Raw genomic sequence first — 755 nt, 5'->3', positions numbered from 1 at the left:
CTTTGGCATGAAAATGCCGGCCAGTACAAAGCCGGCAATGGCGACCAGAAAGGTTGGCAGCGCCATGGTGATGAGTTGTGCTATTTCTCCACCCATTGAAACTCCTTTTACTTGGGGGTTGGAACAAAAATCCGGGTCAGGAAAATCTTGAGGAGGCTGCGTACAGCACGCCAGCGATTGACCAGAAGCGATAGAAAGATCAGCGCGCAGCCTGCCAGTTGCAGCTGTGTCATCTGTTCACCGAACCAAGCGGCGGCCATCAGTGCCGTCCACATGGGTTCCAACACCATAATGACAACGCCATGGCTGTGCAGTGACAGGCTTTGCGCATAGGTTTGTACCAGAAAACGCAGGGCAGTGCCTACCGTGGCACTGAGCACCACCCACAGTACCAGTAGTGGTGTGGCGTTGGCCGCGACACTTTGCCAGGGTTCAAAAATGGCAGACAGCACCCCGGTCAGTACGCCCACCACGGCGAGCACTATGGTGGTTAGCGCCAGGGCCGGGACGCGAGGGTGTTCAATGGATTCACCATTCGTTCCCCGCGTAGAGAGGGGGTTGGCGGCGCGGGTGTTGAGATTGAAATAAAGCGCAAAAATGGTGGCAGCGGCCACAAAGAATAACTGCCCGGCCTCCAGATGCAGTTCCTGATCCAAAGACAGCAGGGCCAGCCCTGCGGCAGCCACTGGCAGTGCGAGCCAGGTACTGCCAGGCACCGGTTCGGCAAAAATCAGCCGGCCTAGCACTGGCACCAG

1 protein-coding gene is annotated in these 755 nt (G+C 57.5%); it reads right to left on the bottom strand.

Annotated elements, in window-relative coordinates; genetic code table 11:
• Positions 1–107: 107 nt before the first annotated feature.
• Positions 108–755: DMT family transporter (locus tag A3730_RS27470; RefSeq protein WP_063539359.1), on the bottom strand; the 648-nt coding region annotated here is incomplete at its 5' end.

This window comes from Alcanivorax sp. HI0044, assembly GCF_001634945.1.
Note: the sequence above shows the minus strand (reverse complement) of the source record. Positions and strands in the feature narration are given on the sequence as shown.